This window comes from Pandoraea anhela (assembly GCF_902459655.1).
Taxonomy (GTDB): Bacteria; Pseudomonadota; Gammaproteobacteria; order Burkholderiales; family Burkholderiaceae; genus Pandoraea; species Pandoraea anhela.
Genome location: NZ_CABPSB010000048.1, coordinates 1 through 1887, shown reverse-complemented (window position 1 = coordinate 1887; position 1887 = coordinate 1). Strand labels below are relative to the sequence as shown.

At 58.0% G+C, this 1887-nt stretch carries 3 protein-coding genes; all 3 read left to right on the top strand.

The genetic code is table 11. The annotated features are described in order from the left end of the window. The coding region (locus PAN31108_RS26165) for a hypothetical protein (protein ID WP_150671654.1) at positions 1 to 1081 on the top strand (1081 nt) is incomplete at its 5' end. Continuing rightward, on the top strand, positions 1081 to 1398 hold the full coding sequence (locus PAN31108_RS26160; RefSeq protein WP_150671653.1) for a hypothetical protein: 318 nt from the start codon (positions 1081 to 1083) through the stop codon (positions 1396 to 1398). The genes PAN31108_RS26165 and PAN31108_RS26160, both read left to right, overlap by 1 nt. Continuing rightward, positions 1380 to 1796 carry a hypothetical protein gene (locus PAN31108_RS26155; RefSeq protein ID WP_246184160.1) on the top strand — a complete coding sequence of 139 codons (417 nt, stop codon included), beginning with the start codon at positions 1380 to 1382 and terminating at the stop codon, positions 1794 to 1796. Before PAN31108_RS26160 ends, PAN31108_RS26155 begins: the two co-directional genes overlap by 19 nt. The last annotated feature ends 91 nt before the right edge of the window (positions 1797 to 1887 follow it).

Sequence of the window (1887 nt, the reverse complement as noted above, 5' to 3'; positions counted from 1 at the left end):
CATTGCGAGCGCACCGGTCGCACGCATTATCGAAGTCACTCAGGGCTTCGTATTTGCCTTCGACACCACAGATTCGATAAACGGCCACCGGCCGCATGGCTGGGCGTGCTGCGCGCTTTACAACCAAGATGATTGGGTGCCATCGCAGGCGACCCAGGCAGCCAACGGCATCATTATCGACACACCCGGCGGAATCACCGCCGGTCGCGCACTGGGTACGAACATCGTGGCCTATAAGACCGACTCGATGTTCTACGGAACGTTTCAGGGGCCGCCGACAATCTGGGCGTTCAATCAGATATCGCAGGTAGTCGGGGCGCCGTGTCAGGAGGCGGTCGTGGCGATTGGCACGCGGCATATTTTCATCGGCAGCGACGCACAGGTTTATTCATATGACGGCGCTACTGTCGACCCGATCGGCGACGACGTGAAGGATTGGCTGTATGCCAACTGGTCGAAACTCTACCGTGACCGCATTGAAAGCAGGCATGACAAAGAAAACTCGTTGATCTATTGGTACTTCTGTTCGACCCAGTCATCCGACGGAAAACCGGATAAATGCCTCGTCTATAACTATCGGCGGGGAAAGTTCGGGCGCGCGGATGCGAAGATCGAGGCCTCAGTCATTTACATTTCAGGACAGATTACCTGGGATGATCTGGGGACGCTTCCGGGCGTCTCGACGTGGGACACACTGCCGAACGTACCGTACAACTCGTCATATTGGAGCCAAGCATCTGAAATCCCGGCCCTCGTCGACACGAACCACAAATTGCAATCGCTCTCAGGCGTTTCGCAGTCGAGTTCCATCACCAGCGGATGGTTTGGCGACGACCTGCAAAACATGAGCGTTCAGGGCGTTGTGCCGAGATTCGTCAAGGCTCCTGCGACCTGCACGGGGAGCGCTCAATCTGTTCGCATGCTCGGCGAGACGCCAATACCGGAAACCGTCGGTGAACTGTACGATGGCGAGCTCGCATGCGACTTCGACTGTCGATACGCCCAGATCACACTCAATTTCACCGGTGACCACGAAATACTCGGCGCCGTACCGCGCATCACGCCCGCAGGGAGCCTGTAATGCAATTGCCCCAATGGAACCTCGGCACACCTCAAAATATTGCGACGCTCATCAAGGCGCTGGGCGATGCCATGCGGCCGGTCATCCGACAAATCAATGAATTGAGCACCGGTCAAGCGTCTGCGACGAACAACAGGGCCAGCGGCCCGCCTGCTGCCGGCACCACGACGGCATATGCTCAAGGCGATTTCGTCAAGAACGATGCGCCGGCGGAATTGGGCGCGAGCGGCGCGAAGTATGTCGTCACCGGATGGATCTGCGTGGCTGCTGGCACACCGGGAACGTGGAAGGAATGTCGATGCCTGACAGGAAGCTAACTGCCGTCGCACCCACCGATCTGCCCCGGGTATGGCCCGAAATTCGCTCCGAGATCGCAAGCGTGGAGTCGCCGGACGGTTTTATCCCAGAGGATGCCTACGCCGCGTGCAAGGCCGGCGACGCCGTATTGTTCCTGCTTACCGTCGACGGCGAACGCATTGGCTGGATGGTGCTGCGTTTGCTCGGTGCCGACCTGCATATCTGGCTGCTCTATGCGAGCCATGGCCACGACCCGATGACGGTATTCCGAGACGATCTGATGGCGATCGCCAAGGGATCAAACCCACCGGCCCGGAAACTGACTTTCGGCTCAAGCCGCCGCGGATGGGGAAAAGTCGCGCCGAAACATGGGTTTAGGGTACGCAACGTGGTCTATGAATGCGACGTTGATCTATAATTCGGGAAATTCCAGCCAAATCCCTCGGATGTGAGGAAATTATGGACAACCTCCCGATTGCCTTCGTCGTTATCATCGCGATTCTGGCCGC

Excerpts from the sequence above, each read along its gene's own strand:
- PAN31108_RS26160 (WP_150671653.1), top strand. The coding sequence starts at position 1,081 with ATGCAATTGCCCCAATGGAACCTCGGCACACCTCAAAATATTGCGACG.
- PAN31108_RS26155 (WP_246184160.1), top strand. The coding sequence starts at position 1,380 with ATGCCTGACAGGAAGCTAACTGCCGTCGCACCCACCGATCTGCCCCGG.